Origin of the sequence: Acidaminobacter sp. JC074, from assembly GCF_022496765.1 — a bacterium.
Taxonomy (GTDB): domain Bacteria; phylum Bacillota; class Clostridia; order Peptostreptococcales; family Acidaminobacteraceae; genus JABXKX01.
The window spans coordinates 118,037-136,483 of the sequence record NZ_VANV01000016.1 but is presented as its reverse complement, the minus strand read 5'-3'; the positions used below and the strand labels follow the sequence as shown (position 1 = coordinate 136,483).

The following is an 18,447-nucleotide window of genomic DNA, read 5'->3' as shown; positions in this document are numbered from 1 at the left end:
TAACTCTCCTAACACTTCTTATCTCTATTATATCTTTTATTCACCAAGATTTAACACAAAATTTAAGTCCATTCAACAAAAAAGCCTTATAGTGAAGAAAAGGAGGCAACAATGATAAAAGCAGTTATATTCGATTTTGATGGGACGCTCATCAATACCAACCAGTTGATTAAAATTGGTTTAAACAAGTTTTCACAAAAATACTTAAAAAGAAAATTATCAGAACTTGAACTTTCAAACCTTAATGGCAAACACTTATCTGAACAAATGGCTTACATTGCAGGTGACAATGCCAGTCAAGCTGTCATAGATTTCAAAAGATGGTACACTTCACATCATGATGCCTATGCAACTGGATTTATAGGTATAAGAGAGCTACTTGAAATCTTAAAACACGAAAAAATTAAAATGGGGATTGTCACCAACAACTCCAGTCAGCCACTTAAACAAGGCCTTAGTCATCTAGCTTATGGCAAGTACTTTACTCATTTGATTACTTCAGATAATGTTAAAAGACCCAAACCCGATCCAGAAGGTATTTTAAACATCTTAAAGATGTTTGACCTTCGTCCAGATGAAATCCTCTATGTTGGAGATTCGTCAAGTGACATGAGAGCTGCTAAAGCTGCTGGTGTTCTAGCTTGTTTGGTAGACTGGACAAGCTTAAGTGATTTAGAGAAAAGACGATTATCACCAGATTACATGATTCACAGACCATTCGAGATTTTTCATATCATCAAAAAAATAAATCATGAGAGAATGAGAGACCAGAAGAGTGTGCTAGCATAAACATGCTCTTTTTTTATGGATACCATTATGGTAGAATAGTACATGTTATTTTAGATTGGAGATAAGATGAAACTATATTTAGCCCCTATTCAGGGTATGACCAATGCATTTTATAGAAACATGTACAAAGAATTATTTGGTGGTATTGATGTTTATTACGCACCATTTATATCAACCTCAAGTGTCAGAAGAATCGGAAAATCAGTTTTTAAAGATATTATGCTTGAAAACAACAGAGATGACATAGAGGTGGTGCCACAGTTACTCGGTAACAATGGCGAAGATTTTAAATACTATGCAGAGCTCATCACCCAACTGGGTTACAGAGAAATCAACTGGAACATAGGATGCCCCTATGCAACTGTTGCTAGAAAGAAAAAAGGCTCAGGCATCTTGCCTTATGCAGATATGGTTGATAAAGTGCTTGATGAAGCCTGTAAAGGTGATTATGACATCACAGTTAAGATGCGTCTTGGCTATGAGGACTTAGATGAAGGCTTTGAAGTCATGGATGTACTTAACAAGTACCCTTTAAAAGGTGTGATGATTCATGGTAGAACCGGTATCCAGAAGTACGAAGGCACAGTTGATCTAGATGCCTTTGAAGCCCTGTACAAAACATGTAAACATACCATGACTTATAACGGAGACATCTTTACAGTAGATGACTTTAATAGAATCCAAAAGAGATTTCCTGATATTGATCAGTTTATGTTAGGCAGAGGTGCACTTCGAGATCCCTTCTTGCCAGCAGCCATTAAAGGTCATACCATCAGTGATGATGAAAAAGTAAAGATGATTCAACACTTCCACGATTCTGTATTTAATGATTTCAAACAGATTTTATCTGGAGACAAACACCTTTGTGATAAAATGAAGGAATTCTGGACATACCTTCTAGTGAATACAGATCCAGATGGTAAGTTAACAAAGAAACTAAAAAAAGTCAGAACTGAAGCAGATTATTTACAAGTTGTGCATCAAATATTTAGTCAAGATAAAGTCTGGCATGGTTAATCCTGAGTAAAAACTCAGGATTTTTTATACAAAAAAAGTATAACTGGAAAACCAGTCATACTATGATTAAGAAATTATCGGGCGGAAAATTTCCTAATGACCACAATAATTGAACCTTTTAAAGTCCACAAAGTTCTTAGATGTCTTACCATTTGATGAAACATACATGCCTACATAAGTACCCGTATGTCCACCGGCAGCTCCAGATGACAAGAACCAACCATCCTCAACAGAAGCAACTTCTTCATAGTCTTTTTCATCAATGCTTATATAGAATTTATATAGGAAGTTATTGCCATCAACTCTCAGTTTAAAATCTGAACCACTTACAAATATTTCACTGATAATTGAAACAGCTCCTTTATAAGCTTTTTCCAAGATAAGCTTTTGCTTACCTTTTTCATTATAAATAGAAAAACTGATATTAGCCATGTAGCTATAGAAGAGTGCTATGCCAGCTGATTCTCCCTCATTTAAGTTGAAAGTAAATTCTGTATCAGCACTAAACTGCCACTCGGTCTGCCTTCTACCTAAAAAACTTACTGGTAAGTCTTCAAACAATTTGGCTTCTTGCATAGACAGTCTGTAACCAGCATCCTTTTTACAATAAAATGCCTGTTCTTCTTGTCTTATGGTATTTAAAAGCATGTTCTGAGTCGTTTCCAAAGCTTCTACCCTTTCTAGTTTAGGAAAAGGATAAACCTCTTCTATCTTGCCTGTCATTGGGCTAACAATAGGACTATCATCGTCTTGCCACTCCACGGGTATCAAAAAAGTTTCTCTACCTAAATTGGCAAACTCAGCTTTGTTTTCATTCTCTATGGCCTTGGGTCTTGTTGCAAGACAAACCATATACCAATCACCATTTTGCGTCTCTACAAGATCAGCATGACCTGTGCTTTGTATTGGAAACTCAAAACCCAAGTGTCTATGAGTCAAAATTGGATTTCTAATAGCTGATTCATAAGGACCTAATACATGGTTTGACTTAGCAAGCGTTACTGCATGATCGTAACCTGTACCACCTTCTGCAATCAGTAGATAATAATAACCATTTCTTTTGTAAATGTGAGGCCCTTCCGGATGTATGCCACCACAACCATCCCAAAGTCCATATCTCGGTCCTTTTAAGTCTAATGTATCTAAATCAAACTCCTGGATCCATATTTCTGTATCACCAATAAAAACAGCATCTTCTTTTTCTCTGTTGGCTAGAAAGTAAGCTCTGCCATCATCATCAAAGAATAATGAGGAATCAATACCGGGTGCATCCTTTAAGTATTTGACCTCAGACCATGGCCCCGCTGGGTTTGTGGCTGTAATAAGGAAGTTGTAATCCGGTCTAGGCCATTCTTTACCAACACATGTTGATGTGATGTAGAATATGCCATTATGATGTCTAATGGTACATGCTTGTACACCACCAGACGGTGCCACGTCATGAAGCTTCAAGTTTTGTTCTTCACGATCAATGGCATTACAAATCTGAGTCCAGTTGACCAAATCCTTACTGTGCCATACTGGTATGGCTGGAAAATACTCAAATGATGAGTTTACCAAATAATAATCTTCACCGACCCTACATATGGAAGGGTCAGGATAAAATCCTGGTATGATTGGATTTGTGTAAGTTTCTTTATTTTTCATTCTACCTCTATCAATTATTGAAATGTTGCCATCATCGCTTTGAATGATGCCTGAATTTCACTGTAAGCTTCTTCTACACTCGCAGGCTTAATCGCAGACCATGATAAAATAGCATTTTCCCAAGATCCCCATACGTTATCCCATTCCTTGATAACCGGATTATCAGCAGAAACATTGTACGAGTCTATAACAGCTGTAATAACTGCTTTATCAATATCACCTAAATCAGAAGCATTATACACAGAAGCATCTACATTTGGTAAGATTTTTCCTGTTGTCTGGAATAAGTCAACTGCATATGCTGGATTCAAAAGTTCTTTAATTAACTCTTCAGCAATTAACATTTTATTCTTATCCTCTTCAATACGGATGTTTGCAGCTAAAGACCATCCACCTTTCCAGTGTGCCATAGGATTGCCACTGACTGTGATAGTATTAATTGGTAAAACAGCCAAATCACTGCCACCATCAGTTTTTTCTACTAATGAAGGTGTCGACCAAGGACCATCAATTCTAAAAGTTGTGTTGCCACCTGTAACAATAGAAGAATCTAGATAACCATAAGCGGCTTCTTTATCCCAAAGGTCTGTTCCTAAGGCGTCATGTTTTTGCCAGTAATCAAACAGAGAAACAAACATAGCTTGTTGTTCATCTGTAAGCTGATTAAAATCCTTAGTTAGATCTGAGTGTAAAACGCCCTGGTCATCTTTCGCTAATAAATCAATACCCACTGCATTTGTAAATGGCAAACCGAACCATGCATTATGAGCAACTGCAAGTAAATCCTCAGCTTCTAAATCCTCAAAGGCATAAGTCTTTTCCAAATCAATACCATGTGCTTGAGCATTAGCTTTATTTGCAAATACAACAAGTGTTTCAATGTTGTAAGGCATTGCATAATAGGCATCTTCAACTTTTAACATATTTGCAAACATACCATCAAAGTCGTCGTATCCACCAAGTTCATCAACAATTCTCTTTGCATCGATTGCAGTAACAACGGCAGATTTCTCATATTTTTTTACATTGTCTAAACCAAGAGCAAATACATCTGCAACATCAGGGTTCGAAGGGTCCGTTGAATCTAAAACACCTAGATGATCAAATACGCCTGCCTCCATAATGCTAATGTCCGCTTCTGGGTATTTAGCCTTCACTCTTTCAATAGCCGCTTCATAATATGGAATCCAAGCAGTTTCTGCTTGTACAGTAATAGATCCTTTCACAACCTCATTTTCCGTATCTTCTACAGCTTCTACACTGTTGCCACACGCTACAAATGAAACTGAAAGAGTCAGTATCAATAAAATATAAATAAGTTTTTTCATGTTTCCTCCCACTCTTTTATTATTTCCTACAGGTAAATTATATAGATTGAAAACTACTTTGTCTTAAACTATCTTAAGACAAGATGAAACTAATTTTTGCAAAAAAAATACCCTGCTAAGAGTATTTTGCATAAAACATGTTCTTCTAATTTTAACTTACTTAAGATCTCTAAATGATTTTCTGTACTCAGAAGGCGTCATATCTGTCACCTTCTTAAACATCTTATTAAAGTTTGCAGAAGTATTGAAACCACAGGACCCTGCAATATCCAAGATGGTTTTATTGGTGTTCTTCAAGAGAACTTTAGCTGATGTAATTCTTTTTCTAACCAAGTATTCTATAGGTGAAATACCATTATATTTTTTAAAGAAAGAAGAAAAATAAGTAGAGTTCATATGAGCTATATCAGCCATATCACTTAACTTGATATTTTTATGATAATTTATATCTATAAAATCTATGATATCATTAATGATTCTTGCTTCTTGTCTATTACTATTTAAATGATAATCCTTTTGAGGGTAATCATAATGTCTTAACATCAAAACTAAAATATTAAGTAGTTTTACTTTTGCCATCAGTTTGTACTCTGCTCTTTTTTCCTTAAACTCCTCCTCAAGCTCAGCAAATATATGCCTCATATTTTCAACTAGAACATCACTACCTGATATTTGATGAGAAAAGTTTTCTGGTCTTTCGAAAAAGATCTTTAAATACCTGTCATTAAAATCATCAGAATCACTCCATATAAATCTAGGTACAAAGTGAACAACAAGATTCTCCATAGTAACGCCGTCATCTAGTTCAATACCGTGTTCTTCTCTATTATTGATAACAAATATATCACCTTTCTTAAAGTTATATACTTTATCACCAATATAATATCTACCCCTACCAGCTTTGACGTATGACACTTCAAGATTGTAATGAACATGTTGAACTTCAGAAATTGTTCTTTTCCCCTCAAGATGATGGACTTCAAAATGTAAATCTCGTTCATCATTTACATGAATCATCTCATCATTCAGAACTGTCATCTTTCCCATATTTTCTTGCTCCTTAATCAACAATAATACATAAAGACAAATTGATATCAAGTTAAATATATCATTTTATCAGACTATGAGCCATAGGTAATCAAAAAAGATGTTTCATAACATCTTTAATTGAATACAGATTTTAAGTTTTCTAATACCTTCCAAGACAATCTTTCTTTTGCTTGCTCTGTCCATCCTGAAACCTTGTTGCTATAGATCAATCTGTCTAGTTTCACAAACTCATCTCTATAAATGCCCATTGCCTCATAATCCATAATTGAAAAGTTATTTTCATGAGACAACCACTCTTTAAAATCTTCTACGTCATAGGTAGGACCTAAAGAGGTGTTTATAAAAATCTTGCCATTACCAAATTTCTTGAAGTCACCTTTGTTCAATACTTGTGTATGCCTTGGTAAATGAGTTGATAAGATATCAACTTCTTCTAGTAAGTCATTTAAAGGTAAGTAAGTATACGGAACATCTTTTTTAGACCTACTGTAATAATAGACTTCCATACCAAATGATTTTGCACGTTCTGCTACCATAATGCCTGTAGCACCCATACCGATGATGCCTAACTTTTGTTTGGTGATTTCATGAACGCCCTCTTTCCACATATGATCACCGAAGCCATGTGTCAGCCTAATCAACTCTGAAATGATAAACTCTGCAACACCTTCATCGCCATAATCCCTTACGCCTAGGACTGGAATATTTCTTTCTCTACAAGCCTTAATATCTACATTGGCACTAGACTCATCTATCAGGCTACAGCACATACCAACATATTTAAGATGACTACATGCATCTATCATCTTCTTAGTTATCTTGGTATTCCACGAGACCAAGATGACTTCTGCATCTTTTATTCTACTGATAATCTCCTCTTCATCTCTTGGATAATCATCATAGTAAACAACTTCTTTTGCAAGCTTAGACAAAGCTTCTTTAACACCATCGACCATACCGGTATAATCTACCGAAACAATTTTATTAATCATAAGACTCCTTAAATACGACATAGCGATTCTTGCCGGCTTGTTTTGCCTTATACATGGCCTCATCGCTTTTTTTGATCATTGAATACAATTCATTTTCATCAGGTATCTGTGAATGAATACCCACACTAATGGTATACGAAAAATCCTCAATTGACAATCTTTCCTTCCTAATATGGTCTCTTATATGATTGACAACAGCAATTGCACCATCTAAATCCGTGTCACTCAGCATAATAACAAATTCTTCACCACCGTAACGACAGGCTAAATCATCCCCTCTTATATTGCCTTTTAAAATACCAGCAAGATGTTTTAAGACTTCATCACCAAAATGATGACCATAAACATCATTGACCTGTTTAAAATTATCAATATCAATAAATACAAGTGACAAGACTTGATTGTATCTAGCATGTTCTGCAATCATTTGATCTGCCCGGTTCATAAAATACCTTCTGTTGCTGATTTTTGTTAAATCATCTAAATTGGCTAGATTCTTTAACTGTAAGTCCGTCTGTTCCTTTTGAATCAGCAAAAACCCTGGACCACTGATTGTAGCCAAAAGGATTAGTAAGATAAATGAAAGATGTTGTACTAGATTTATAGAGAACAAATGAGTCTGACTAAAATAAGAGGTAGTCATTCTCAAGACCATAACAATGCAAAACATCAAATAAGAGACACCTATAAATCTAACAAAAGCCGTTTGATTCTTTCTAAAGCTATAAACTGTTGTCGGATATACAAAAATGGCTAAAGTAATAGCTGAAGCGACAACAACATAAATGGAACTATCAATTTCCCTTGGCATAAAATTAAAGACTGCTAAAGCGATGATCAGTAAACCAGTTTGGATCAGTATATTCTTCCTACTTAGTTCTCTTACAACCTTAAACATGACAATTGTTTCTATAAAAAAGCCTATAAACAACAAACTATTGGCAAGATACCTGCTTAAGATCATGCTTAAAAAGGCTCTTTCGAACATCAAGAACCAAGCCAGTCCTTGAAAAAACTTGGCATAAGAAAACAGAGCCAGTACTTGTTTATCAACAATTACTTCTCTTTTTATATGATATCCCCATGTAATTAAACTTAATGAGATATTCATCCATATGAGAATACCAATCATAGATTTACTATCTAAGAAAAACAGTTCTTTAAACATAATGATCTCCTATCACTATATTTACCCAAATAGTGTGATACTAAGCAAAAGAGCCGTCATAGACGGCCCTTTCACTAGAAAGATTCAAAATTTATATAAAACCCGAAGGTAACAGACTAGATTAAAGTCAATTGTAGTAAATCGCCAATTGCACCTGTCGTCACTAAGCCACCTGTTAACTGATTGATGATCATGACCAATGCGATTAAAATAATAAAGCTTCCAACTGCTATTAAAGTTCCCATTTTTAAATGAGTCGATTCACTTTTACTAGCCGGCATATTGTAACCCATTAAAACCAAAATACCTACGATTGCTGCGATTATAAAAATACCTATATACAACATATGATCCCCCCTCATCCTTTTTATACTTTAATTATAGTATGGTAAGGGAATTCTTTGAATTTCAAAAAAGCGACATTCCTAATCCTGAATCCTCAAGAATGAGAGAATTCAATTAGAAATATCGCTTTTGTGTTAATCGTTTATATCATGTTTAAGTGAATGTTTTTCTATTTCAATCTCAATATCACTTAAAAGTTTCTGTACTGTCTTGATTTGAGGTATCATATCTCTTAACTTCACAATCTCGTTTTCATCTACAACACCATCTGATAGAATATCGAAGAGTTCATTCTTGAAAACATCTAAAATCTTATTGGCATTGATGAGACCATAACCGGATTCAAACAAGGTTTTTGGTTCACTATAATGATGGTCTTCCTGACCAATTTGACAACATTCAGAACAATACATGCGTCTTAAATCTGGGTTTTCATAGATCTTCGACATATTGAAAACAACATCAGAAGTCGGTTCACTTTCATCATTTTCATAACGTCCAAGTGATGCGACACTTATATGCAAAAGTTCAGCAGCCTCTTCTCTATTTAAGCCTTTATCATGTTCTTGATTGTATTTTTCTCTAGCTTCTCTATAAATATTTTGCTTTTTCATTTGTCCCCCATAAGTCATTTTCCAATACCATTATATTAAACAAGGTCGTAAAGTACAATAAATTTTTATAATTATGACATATGTCCTAATCATCTCTCCAGAACAGATGCTATGCTAAAGACAGAAAGGAAGTGATATTATGACAATTAAAGAAAACTTACAAGCAAACGTGACGATTGATCTACCGATTGAGGTTTTAAGTTTATTCGACTTTAAGCAGTCAAAGGGCCTCTATCATAAAATTGAAAGAGAAGTGAATCACTTCGACCACACATTTGATAATACAGTTGTGGACTCATATGCTTTTTATCAAGTCATCCGTTCGAAAGAAGTTATCAACTTTATTTTCTTCTACATGACATCTCATGAAAGTGATATAACTAAGCTCAAGTATCAGTTATCAGATTATATCTTAGAGAAAGTTAAAAAGCTCTATCTTAATAATGATCACCATATTTTCTGCGAAGATACATTTTTACTCTATATAGAAAATCTTATCAATAGACTTATGATTCAGTAGAACTTAACGGTTCTACTCTTTTATTATATGAAGAACGGTATCTTCACATGCATCTTTTGTCTCTAAGTTTACATGAAGCATTTCAATCTCCTCTTCTGGGGCAAAACCACTCCAATAGGCAGGTACCTGGTGAACAAAGCCACACGTCTTACATTTATAATATGTACAATCCATTTTAATCTCCTTATAAGTATAGTCAAATAAAATCATAATAGGATATGCCTTGCTTGTCAATCTTTATAAAGGATACCTGTCTGAATCAGTTTACTTAATCTTTTAGAGGCTATTTTCACCACTAACTTCTTTGGAAACGGAATGGATACATCTGTGAAAAAATCTTTTTCAATCCATCCCTTGTCATGCCAGTATTGATAATCATTTGGTGAAATATCTTTTCCAATGACTGCTCTTGTTTTCCATAAAGTAAACCTTAAAAGCTGCTTCATTGATGGCTTCCTATTAGGATTTTCTACAGCCATCATAAAATCATGACTCATCTTAGGAACTGTTTTTTCAACTTTAGCTTTATAGTTTGAATCATTATGGTATTTTCCTATTTTTACACCTAAACCACCTATGACATTTGCCCCCATACTCGATCCAATAACACCTAAATAGCTGGCCACCTTATCTGCCATAAGAATATCTGTTGTAGAAACAGCTATCATAGGTATGTTTATAAGTCTTGGTCTATGTAATGAAAAATTAGTCCTATCTATAAAGTTCTTTAACTGTCCTGATACTGTTCTTGAATAAGTTGGACTTGTAAATATAAGACCATCCGCTCTTTCTAATTTTTCTAGAATAGGTAAGACATCATCTGACTTGAAGGGACAGGCCATCTCATCCTTTTTAATACATGCCTTACACCCAATACAAGGCTTGATGTCTAAGTCGTAGACATGTAAGTATTCAAAATCAAACTGATTCATATTCGATTCTATCTCATTCACAAACTTCATTGTATGTCCATTCTTCCTAGGACTGCCTGATAACACAAGAATTTTCTTCATAATCTCTCCTTACATCCAAATTTATTCTACGCCTGAAAAAACATAATAACAAGTCCGTTTTATCCGATTTAAGCAAAACATCCCCAGCATTAACCAGAGATGTCAATCTAACTTTTACGAATGAACTATTTCATTTAGGTTTGAAAGTTCATGATTGTTCTTTTTTAGAGCAATCTGACTGTCTGAAAGCCTGTCTCTAATCTCTACAGAAAGTTTCCTAGTTGACTTTAGATGAAGATTTAGGACATTTACTCTTTCTGATAGATGATGAATCTGTTTGGTATTGCCATCAAAACTCACCACTAAACCATTTATACTCTCCTTTGAATCATTAAAGGCCTTGGTCAACTCTAGGCCTTTTTCTATAGACAACATGGTCTTTGTTTCTAAACTGTTCATGCTAGCACCTATTGAAGAGATGCTTGCTGTCAAAGTGTTGATGATTATTTCAATGTTTTTAGTTGCATCTGCTGTTTCTTCTGACAATTTCTTAATCTCGTCAGCTACAACAGCAAAACCTCTACCCGCTTCACCAGCCCTTGACGCTTCTATGGCTGCATTCAAACTTAATAAATTCACTTGATCTGAAATATCTTTTATAGACCCTATCAGGTTAACAGCATCATCAATTTGAACACTCAAGGTCTTCAAACCACTACCATTGCTATGAAGAGTTTCTGTCACTTGATTGTTTAGTTGACCTTGGACAGCTAAAAAATCTGCAACCTGTATGGTCTGGTCTAATATTTCTTTTAAATCCTCTGTATCACGATTGGTTTCATCTATTAACTTTTCAAACTCTTTATGGACATACTGAAAGTCTGTGTCACACCCAGCCATCAAAGACTCCAATTCGTCTTCATAATTGCCTATTTGTATCATGGTATTGTTTAGGACTTCTTTGTTGTCAGAAAGTACATCATTAGTATGGCGTACGGCTTTTATAATCTCATCAAGATTCTCATGTTGATCTTTGGCATGCTTGTAGAGCTTGGTATTTTTTTCAGCTCTTTATTCAAAGAATCAAGTGTATGTTCAAGTTCTTTATTGGCTTTTCTAGCCTTGTTCTGATTGACACCTCCAAACATAGCAAAGAGGCCTAAAAAAATCGGTGCTGAATCAATCATATAATGAAGTGGGTTTTCTGCATGCAGTTGACTGATTGAAGCAAACGATAAAGGTAAATCACGAATGATTAAATCGAGTATCCATGCTCCAATAGGAAAGCAAATGCCAAACAAGGTACCTATGATTGTATATGTAATTATTGAATTCATTTTTCTCATTTTCTCTCCATTCTTAAACTAACCATATTGATACCCACTTTCATCATAAAAAAATCATAAGAAAACCGAGATGAAATCATCTCGGCAATTTTCTATTTATCTTCTACTTTCTTTTCTTCTGGTTTCTTTTCATCCTTAGTTGTCTTTTTCTTTCTTTGGTCCTTACCATCAGTCGCACGCTTCATAATTGGTGTTGCAAGCTCAGCCAACTTCTTATCAACCAAGTAGTGAATTGTACCACGCTTGAACTTACCATTCTTCTGCTTTTCACCAGCTGGTGTCTTCATAAGTAGTTCAATACCCTGATCAATATGGTCAATGGCATAGATATGGAACTTGCCGTCCTCAACAGCCTGTACGACCTCTCCTCTTAACATTAAGTTCTTTACATTTTGATGAGGAATAATAACACCTTGTTTGCCTGTTAAGCCTTTAAGTTTACAAACTTCATAGAAGCCTTCAATTTTCTCATTCACACCACCGATTGGTTGAATTTCACCACGTTGGTTAACAGAGCCAGTGACTGCCAAAGACTGATCAATTGGTACACCTGATAAACTTGAAAGAATAGCATAAAGTTCTGTACTCGATGCTGAGTCACCATCCACACCAGAGTAAAGCTGTTCAAATACAATGGATGCAGAAAGTGTCAATGGTTTGTCTTGAGCATATTTATAACCCATGTAACCATTTAGAATCATAACACCCTTGTCATGGCTTGGTCCTGACTGGTTGGCTTCTCTTTCAATATTGATAAGTCCTGCCTTACCTCTATAGGTTGATACAGTGATTTTACTTGGCTTACCAAAAGATTGAATACCAGTACCTAATACTGCTAGACCATTGATTTCACCAACTTTAGCGCCTTCAACGTCTAGTAGGTAAGTACCATCTTCAAAGTTTTCAAGAAGCTTTCTTTCAAATCTATTCATCCGATTCTTCTGCTCCTCTAAAGCCTTCATAACATGGTCTTTTCCAACCACATCGTCTCCATAAATGCTTGCCCAAGAATCTGCTTCATAGATTAAGTCTACAATGACATTCAGATGAGCTGATAACTTGTCTTTATTGTCAGCAAGTCGCGTTGTATAGTTAACAATCTCAGCAACTGCAAACTTATCAAAATACTTAATGTTACTCTTTTCAGCATAAGATGCAATCAGTCTTGCCATTTTTACAATGGACTCTCTATTTCTTTCAACAACATCATCAAAGTCAACTAAGACTTTAAAGAGCTTTCTAAACTCCTCATCATAGTTAAACAGCATATTGTAAGTATAGAAGTCACCTACTATAATCACTTTAACATCTAAAGGAATCGGTTGTGGTCTTAAGGTTTGAGCTGCATTGACACCGGTCTGCTTGCCTATGTTCTCAATATTTACTTCCTTGTTGATCAAGGCACGCTTTAGCCCCTTCCAAGCATATGGAGCTGTTAATAAGTCTCTTGTTTGAATGATCAAATAACCACCATTTGCAAGATGTAGTGCACCAGGTTTAATCTGAGTAAAGTCCGTTTTCCAAGCACCATAATCATTCTTATACTCAATATTACCAATCAAGTTGTAGAATGTTGGGTTGATTTCAAATTCAACTGGTGCAGAATCACGTTCACTATTATCTACAAATAGGTTAACACCATATCTGATAAAGAAATCTTCTTTTCTTGCAGCTTGTTGTTGTAACATAGCAAGTGGATTTTTCTCTTGACTTGGCTCTTCTTCTTTAAACTCATCAATGTTTTCAACAATATCATCAATCACTGAAACCAAGTAATTCTTAATTGCCTCATTGTCATTGTATTTCTTTGACAGGTTTCCAAAGTGGAACTCAACAATCTTACGACCCATTTTTGCATCAAGATCGTCTAGTTTATTAAGGTATATTTCTTCTTCTGATCTTAACTGGTTGAATAAATCTACCGTTTCTAAAGTCAGTTTATTTGAGTTTCTAGAAAGTTCCTCATACTCAGCTTCTGAAATTTTTCTATACTCTTCTTCACTCATAGGCTTATTGTCCTTAAGAGGTATACTCACAAGACCTCTTTCTGTTTGAGTAAAGGCAAAGTTATATTTTCTACCTATAACATTTAACTCATCAATGATTGCTGCATTCTTTTGAGAATACTCTTGACGTAATATAGCTTTGGTATTTTCATACTCCTTGCTGATAAATGCTTCAGCAATTTCATTTTGTATAAACTCAATGGTTCTAGACATAGATTTTTGGAACTTCTTACCCTGACCATTCTTCATCGAAATCGCTATAGGCGTTCTAGGATTCTTAAAGTTGTTAACATAAATCCAGTCGTCTGGAGCATCTGTTTCTAATATTTTCTTATTGGTAATGTAACGCACATAGGTGTTTCTACCAGTACCCCATCCACCAGCAACATAGATATTGTAACCTCTTTGCTTGATATTCAATCCGAATTCCATCGCTTTAGCAGCTCTTTCCTGACCGATCATTTCATATAATGGAGTCAAGTCTTCTGTTGTTTCGAATCTGAGTTCTTCAATTGGTATTTTGCATGTTAGTTGATCTGCGTGTAAACGATATTTTTCCATAACATCCTCCTTCTCATCTATATTTACTCTATACCCAAGTTTCAGATTTAAAACAAATAAAATATAAGATTTTATAAAGAAATAACATTTATTAAATTTTAATTGTCATCCTGTAAGAAAATAATGGTTGACCATCTTCTAATAGCCATCGTTTACAGGACAAAAAAATAAAAGACTCATCCACTGGGGATGAATCTTTTATAATTAATCTTGTAACAAGATTGCCTTAGTTTCAATCTCTTCTACTAGGTCTTTGATAAAGTCTTCAACGCTCATTGCGCCTAACTCACCCTTATCTCTAGATCTAACAGAAATATTCTTTTGCTCAACTTCATTGTCACCAATAACAAGCATGTATGGGTTTCTTTCAAGTCTTGCTTCTCTGATTTTATAACCTACTGATTCAAGTCTAGCATCAATCTCTACTCTGATACCATGCTTTTCAAACTCTTTTTTAAGTTCATAAGTGTAGTCTAGATGTCTATCAGCAATTGGTAACATTTTCACTTGAACTGGTGCTAACCAAGCTGGGAACTTACCTGCATACTTCTCAATTAACATAGCTAAAGTTCTTTCATAACAACCAATTGAAGTTCTATGGATAATATAAGGATGCTTCTTTTCACCATTCGAATCAATGTATGTCATATCAAACTTCTCAGCCAATGCAAAGTCAATTTGTACAGTAATAATTGTATCTTCTTTACCATGTACGTTCTTAAACTGAATATCAAGCTTAGGACCATAAAATGCCGCTTCACCTTCAGCTTCCACATAATCAATTTCTAAGTGGTCTAAGATTGTTCTCATTTGATCTTGAGCTGATTCCCATTGTTCTGGAGTACCGATGTACTTTTCAGACTTGTTAGGATCCCACTTTGAGAATTGGTAAGTGATATCTTCATGAATACCTAATGTGTCCATAAAGTAGTTGATTAATGATACAACACCTTTGAACTCGTCTTCTAACTGCTCTGGTGTTACCATTAAGTGACCTTCAGAAATAGTAAATTGTCTAACTCTGATAAGACCATGCATTTCACCAGATGATTCGTTTCTGAACAAAGTAGAAGTCTCATTGTAACGCTTTGGTAAGTCTCTGTATGACTTTTGAGTGTTCTTGTAAACCATGATTTGGAATGGACAAGTCATCGGTCTAAGACCAAATACTTCCTTATCTACTTCTTCATCACCTAATACAAACATACCATCTTTGTACAATTGCCAGTGACCTGAAATCTTATATAAATCAGACTTAGCCATTAAAGGTGTTTTAGTTAACTCATAGCCACGTCTCTCTTCTTCATCTTCAACAAATCTTTGAAGAATTTGAACGATCTTAGCACCCTTTGGTAATAAAAGTGGTAAGCCTTGACCGATATTTTCATTTGTATTGAAAATCTGTAGCTCTCTACCTAGTTTATTATGATCTCTCTTCTTAGCATCTTCTAACTTAGCTAAGTGAGTTTCTAACATATTTGCTTTCGGGAAACAAGTACCATAGATTCTTTGAAGCATCTTATTGTTTTCATCACCTCTCCAGTAAGCACCTGTTGCACTTAACAGCTTAAAGGCTTTGATAAACTTAATCTCATGAACATGAGGACCTGCACATAAGTCAACAAAATCACCATGTCTGTAGAATGAGATGATAGCATCTTCAGGAAGATCATTAATCAGCTCTTCTTTATAGTCTTCTTTCATTTTTTTAACAAGGTCTAATGCTTCTTGTCTTGGTAATTCAAATCTTTCGAACTTCTCTTTAGCAGAGATAATGTTTTTCATTTCTTTTTCGATTTTTTCTAAATCTTCTGGTGTGAAGTTCTTTTCTACTTCAAAGTCATAGTAAAAACCATTTTCAATAGATGGACCAATTGCAAGCTTAGTGTTTGGGTATAAGTTCTTTACCGCTCTAGCCATAATATGTGCAGTTGAGTGTCTAAAAGTATCTCTACCTTTTTCATCATCAAACTTTAAGATGTTTAAGTCCACATCTTCATTTAACTCAAATGACAAATCAACCAACTCACCATTTACTTCACCTACAACAGCTTCTTTAGCCAGTCTGCCTGATATTGCCTTTGCAACATCAAATACCGACGAACCTTTTTCGACGTCTCTAACAGATCCATCTTTTAAAGTAATCTTAATCATTCTTTTCTCCTATCTTCTTTAATACTATCTCATCAAGCAATCTTTCAGTAAAGTCTTCTAAAGACATACTACCAAGTTCACCTTCATCTCTTGATCTTACGGCGATATTTCTCTCTTCAAGTTCTTTATCACCAATCACCAGCATATATGGATTTCTTTCTAGTCTGGCTTCACGAATCTTATAACCTACAGATTCATGTCTATTATCTAATTCCACTCTAATGTCATATGACTCTAAAGTAGACTTAATGTTCTTAGCATACATTTCATGTCTATCTGCCACTGTAATCAGCTTAACCTGTACAGGTGACAACCATGTTGGAAACTTACCAGCAAAGTGTTCTATTAAAATACCTAAGAACCTTTCTATAGAACCAAATGCAACCCTGTGAATAACTACCGGTCTATGCTTTTCTCCATCTTCACCGATATATGTTAAATCAAATCTTTCTGGTAGCTGCATGTCCAGTTGAATGGTGCCGCATTGCCATGTTCTACCGATGCAGTCTTCTAGGTGGAAGTCTATCTTAGGGCCGTAAAAGGCACCATCACCAGGATTTAACTTATAATCTAAGTTCATTTCCTCTAAGGCTTCCTGTAAGGCCTTCTCAGCATGTTCCCACTGCTCCTCACTACCAATTGATTTTTCTGGACGTGTAGATAATTCCACATGGTACTTAAATCCAAATGTCTCATATACAGAATCAATAACACGACACACTTCTTTGATTTCATCTTTAATCTGTGATGGCAACATAAAAATGTGGGCATCATCTTGAGTAAAGGCTCTCACTCTCATTAATCCATGTAAAGCACCAGACAGTTCATGACGATGAACCTTTCCAAGCTCACCGACTCTCATAGGAAAGTCCCTATAAGAACGCAGTTCTGTTTTATAGACCAGCATACCGCCTGGACAGTTCATAGGTTTGATGGCATAGTCTTCTTCATCAATCTTCAAAGAGTACATGTTCTCTGAATAGTGATACCAGTGGCCAGAAGTTTCCCATAAATCCCTATTAAGAATCATAGGTGTTTCAATTTCTACATAACCAGCCTCATCATGAACTTCTCTCCAGTATTCCAAGAGTTTGTTTTTAACAACCATGCCTTTTGGTAAGAAAAATGGGAAGCCTGGACCTTGCTCCATTAGGCTGAACAATTTCAGCTCCTTGCCCAGTTTTCTATGGTCACGCTTTTTAGCTTCTTCCAACCTATGAAGATGTGCTTCAAGCTGAGAAGCTTTTGGAAAAGAAGTTGCGTAAATTCTCTGCAGCATTTTCTTATCTGCATCACCACGCCAGTAGGCACCTGCAATAGATAAAAGCTTAAAAGCCTTAATTTGCTTTAAACCAGGCAAATGTGGCCCTGCACATAAATCTACAAATTCACCATGTTTGTAAAATGAAAGTTCTGCATCTTCAGGTAAGTCATTGATAAGCTCAACCTTGTAGTCTGCTTCTAGGTCAGCAACAAACTTAAGGGCTTGGTCCCTAGGAAGTGTAAACCTTTCAGGTTTTAAATCTTCCTTTATGATGCGTTTCATTTCTTCTTCTATTTTTTCTAGGTCTTCTGGTACAAAAACATGGTCTGTATCAAAATCATAGTAAAATCCATTTTCTATAGGTGGACCTATCGCCAGTTTTGTACCAGTAAACAGGTTTTGAACTGCCATGGCCATCACGTGAGCACTGGTATGTCTAAAGATGTCTATACCTTCCTCATCATTAATGGTAAGAATGTTAAGATCTACATCTTCATCTAATACATAAGACAAATCAACGGTCGTACCATTTACCACACCAGCAACGGCTTCTTTTGCCAGTCTTCCACTAATTGATTTTGCAACATCAAATATTGTTTTTCCAGATTCAACTTCTTTAATCGAACCATCTTTTAATGTGATCTTGATCATTCTTTCCTCCTGTTAAATTTTATACAAAAAAATCTCCTCCCT

Annotated in this window: 17 protein-coding genes; 3 read left to right on the top strand and 14 right to left on the bottom strand. The window is 35.2% G+C overall.

Annotated elements, in window-relative coordinates; translation table 11 throughout:
* Positions 1-111 precede the first annotated feature (111 nt).
* Both EZV73_RS18500 and EZV73_RS18495 read left to right on the top strand, forming a co-directional pair.
* Entirely contained in the window at positions 112-789 is a 678-nt protein-coding gene (locus EZV73_RS18500; RefSeq protein ID WP_240841885.1) for an HAD family hydrolase, read from the top strand.
* A 66-nt stretch (positions 790-855) separates the two neighbouring features.
* The gene (locus EZV73_RS18495) at positions 856-1,806 is read left to right on the top strand and encodes a tRNA-dihydrouridine synthase (protein ID WP_240841884.1); all 951 of its coding nucleotides are present in this window, start codon (positions 856-858) and stop codon (positions 1,804-1,806) included.
* A gap of 93 nt (positions 1,807-1,899) precedes the next feature.
* On the opposite strand, the gene EZV73_RS18490 is transcribed toward EZV73_RS18495, so the two are convergent.
* The 7 genes from EZV73_RS18490 to EZV73_RS18460 form a co-directional block, all read right to left on the bottom strand.
* Entirely contained in the window at positions 1,900-3,453 is a 1,554-nt protein-coding gene (locus tag EZV73_RS18490; RefSeq protein ID WP_240841883.1) for a glycoside hydrolase family 43 protein, read from the bottom strand.
* 14 nt (positions 3,454-3,467) lie between these two features.
* On the bottom strand, positions 3,468-4,781 hold the full coding sequence (locus EZV73_RS18485) for a hypothetical protein (RefSeq protein ID WP_240841882.1): 1,314 nt from the start codon (positions 4,779-4,781) through the stop codon (positions 3,468-3,470).
* Positions 4,782-4,937: 156 nt separating this feature from the next.
* On the bottom strand, positions 4,938-5,828 hold the full coding sequence (locus EZV73_RS18480) for an AraC family transcriptional regulator (RefSeq protein ID WP_240841881.1): 891 nt from the start codon (positions 5,826-5,828) through the stop codon (positions 4,938-4,940).
* 116 nt (positions 5,829-5,944) lie between these two features.
* Positions 5,945-6,823 (bottom strand): NAD(P)-dependent oxidoreductase, encoded by an 879-nt coding sequence (locus tag EZV73_RS18475; protein ID WP_240841880.1) that lies wholly within the window; start codon positions 6,821-6,823, stop codon positions 5,945-5,947.
* Complete coding sequence (locus tag EZV73_RS18470) at positions 6,816-7,991, bottom strand: GGDEF domain-containing protein (RefSeq protein WP_240841879.1); 1,176 nt, start codon at positions 7,989-7,991, stop codon at positions 6,816-6,818. The genes EZV73_RS18475 and EZV73_RS18470 overlap by 8 nt, the downstream gene beginning before the upstream one ends.
* Positions 7,992-8,107: 116 nt before the next feature.
* On the bottom strand, positions 8,108-8,338 hold the full coding sequence (locus EZV73_RS18465) for a hypothetical protein (protein ID WP_240841878.1): 231 nt from the start codon (positions 8,336-8,338) through the stop codon (positions 8,108-8,110).
* Between the two features lie 132 nt (positions 8,339-8,470).
* Complete coding sequence (locus tag EZV73_RS18460) at positions 8,471-8,950, bottom strand: helix-turn-helix domain-containing protein (protein WP_240841877.1); 480 nt, start codon at positions 8,948-8,950, stop codon at positions 8,471-8,473.
* 139 nt (positions 8,951-9,089) lie between these two features.
* Between EZV73_RS18460 and EZV73_RS18455 the strand changes: the two genes are divergently transcribed.
* Positions 9,090-9,470, top strand: coding sequence for a hypothetical protein (locus tag EZV73_RS18455; protein ID WP_240841876.1), 381 nt, complete (start codon positions 9,090-9,092; stop codon positions 9,468-9,470).
* 12 nt (positions 9,471-9,482) lie between these two features.
* On the opposite strand, the gene EZV73_RS18450 is transcribed toward EZV73_RS18455, so the two are convergent.
* The 7 genes from EZV73_RS18450 to thrS (EZV73_RS18420) all read right to left on the bottom strand — a co-directional run bounded on the left by EZV73_RS18450 (position 9,483) and on the right by thrS (EZV73_RS18420) (position 18,405).
* The gene (locus EZV73_RS18450) at positions 9,483-9,644 is read right to left on the bottom strand and encodes a hypothetical protein (protein WP_240841875.1); all 162 of its coding nucleotides are present in this window, start codon (positions 9,642-9,644) and stop codon (positions 9,483-9,485) included.
* A gap of 56 nt (positions 9,645-9,700) precedes the next feature.
* Positions 9,701-10,483 (bottom strand): flavodoxin family protein, encoded by a 783-nt coding sequence (locus EZV73_RS18445; RefSeq protein WP_240841874.1) that lies wholly within the window; start codon positions 10,481-10,483, stop codon positions 9,701-9,703.
* Positions 10,484-10,597: 114 nt separating this feature from the next.
* Positions 10,598-11,323, bottom strand: coding sequence for a methyl-accepting chemotaxis protein (locus EZV73_RS18440; protein ID WP_240841873.1), 726 nt, complete (start codon positions 11,321-11,323; stop codon positions 10,598-10,600).
* A 101-nt stretch (positions 11,324-11,424) separates the two neighbouring features.
* Positions 11,425-11,769, bottom strand: a complete 345-nt coding sequence (locus tag EZV73_RS18435) for a hypothetical protein (RefSeq protein WP_240841872.1) — start codon at positions 11,767-11,769, stop codon at positions 11,425-11,427.
* A gap of 92 nt (positions 11,770-11,861) precedes the next feature.
* Positions 11,862-14,336: a Lon protease family protein gene (locus EZV73_RS18430; RefSeq protein WP_240841871.1), complete on the bottom strand. Its 2,475-nt coding sequence runs from the start codon at positions 14,334-14,336 to the stop codon at positions 11,862-11,864.
* A gap of 204 nt (positions 14,337-14,540) precedes the next feature.
* Positions 14,541-16,490, bottom strand: coding sequence for a threonine--tRNA ligase (thrS, locus tag EZV73_RS18425; protein ID WP_240841870.1), 1,950 nt, complete (start codon positions 16,488-16,490; stop codon positions 14,541-14,543).
* Positions 16,483-18,405, bottom strand: a complete 1,923-nt coding sequence (gene thrS, locus EZV73_RS18420) for a threonine--tRNA ligase (protein WP_240841869.1) — start codon at positions 18,403-18,405, stop codon at positions 16,483-16,485. The genes thrS (EZV73_RS18425) and thrS (EZV73_RS18420) overlap by 8 nt, the downstream gene beginning before the upstream one ends.
* Positions 18,406-18,447 lie beyond the last annotated feature (42 nt).

Coding starts and splice junctions, on each gene's coding strand:
- EZV73_RS18500 (WP_240841885.1), top strand. CDS start 112: ATGATAAAAGCAGTTATATTCGATTTTGATGGGACGCTCATCAATACC.
- EZV73_RS18495 (WP_240841884.1), top strand. CDS start 856: ATGAAACTATATTTAGCCCCTATTCAGGGTATGACCAATGCATTTTAT.
- EZV73_RS18490 (WP_240841883.1), bottom strand. CDS start 3,453: ATGAAAAATAAAGAAACTTACACAAATCCAATCATACCAGGATTTTAT.
- EZV73_RS18485 (WP_240841882.1), bottom strand. CDS start 4,781: ATGAAAAAACTTATTTATATTTTATTGATACTGACTCTTTCAGTTTCA.
- EZV73_RS18480 (WP_240841881.1), bottom strand. CDS start 5,828: ATGGGAAAGATGACAGTTCTGAATGATGAGATGATTCATGTAAATGAT.
- EZV73_RS18475 (WP_240841880.1), bottom strand. CDS start 6,823: ATGATTAATAAAATTGTTTCGGTAGATTATACCGGTATGGTCGATGGT.
- EZV73_RS18470 (WP_240841879.1), bottom strand. CDS start 7,991: ATGTTTAAAGAACTGTTTTTCTTAGATAGTAAATCTATGATTGGTATT.
- EZV73_RS18465 (WP_240841878.1), bottom strand. CDS start 8,338: ATGTTGTATATAGGTATTTTTATAATCGCAGCAATCGTAGGTATTTTG.
- EZV73_RS18460 (WP_240841877.1), bottom strand. CDS start 8,950: ATGAAAAAGCAAAATATTTATAGAGAAGCTAGAGAAAAATACAATCAA.
- EZV73_RS18455 (WP_240841876.1), top strand. CDS start 9,090: ATGACAATTAAAGAAAACTTACAAGCAAACGTGACGATTGATCTACCG.
- EZV73_RS18450 (WP_240841875.1), bottom strand. CDS start 9,644: ATGGATTGTACATATTATAAATGTAAGACGTGTGGCTTTGTTCACCAG.
- EZV73_RS18445 (WP_240841874.1), bottom strand. CDS start 10,483: ATGAAGAAAATTCTTGTGTTATCAGGCAGTCCTAGGAAGAATGGACAT.
- EZV73_RS18440 (WP_240841873.1), bottom strand. CDS start 11,323: ATGGCTGGGTGTGACACAGACTTTCAGTATGTCCATAAAGAGTTTGAA.
- EZV73_RS18435 (WP_240841872.1), bottom strand. CDS start 11,769: ATGAGAAAAATGAATTCAATAATTACATATACAATCATAGGTACCTTG.
- EZV73_RS18430 (WP_240841871.1), bottom strand. CDS start 14,336: ATGGAAAAATATCGTTTACACGCAGATCAACTAACATGCAAAATACCA.
- thrS (WP_240841870.1), bottom strand. CDS start 16,490: ATGATTAAGATTACTTTAAAAGATGGATCTGTTAGAGACGTCGAAAAA.
- thrS (WP_240841869.1), bottom strand. CDS start 18,405: ATGATCAAGATCACATTAAAAGATGGTTCGATTAAAGAAGTTGAATCT.